2 tRNA genes are annotated in these 248 nt (G+C 42.7%); both read left to right on the top strand.

From position 1 onward, the window contains the following. Nucleotides 1–2 precede the first annotated feature (2 nt). Nucleotides 3–78 (top strand) — tRNA-Lys (locus tag BMZ28_RS04565). Between the two features lie 92 nt (nt 79–170). Beyond that, nucleotides 171–246 (top strand) — tRNA-Lys (locus BMZ28_RS04570). Nucleotides 247–248 lie beyond the last annotated feature (2 nt).

Here is a 248-nt window from a genome sequence, read left to right on the forward strand (position 1 = left end):
ATGGGTCGTTAGCTCAGTCGGTAGAGCAGTTGACTTTTAATCAATTGGTCGCAGGTTCGAATCCTGCACGACCCACCATTTAAAGCGTGATTTAGAGTAATGAATCATGTTGGTGAGAGCCTAAAGATTTTGTTGTTAAGTTAGATTTTCGGTAAGTAAATATCAGAGATGGGTCGTTAGCTCAGTCGGTAGAGCAGTTGACTTTTAATCAATTGGTCGCAGGTTCGAATCCTGCACGACCCACCATT

This window comes from Pragia fontium DSM 5563 = ATCC 49100, from assembly GCF_900112475.1.
GTDB lineage: Bacteria > Pseudomonadota > Gammaproteobacteria > Enterobacterales > Enterobacteriaceae > Pragia > Pragia fontium.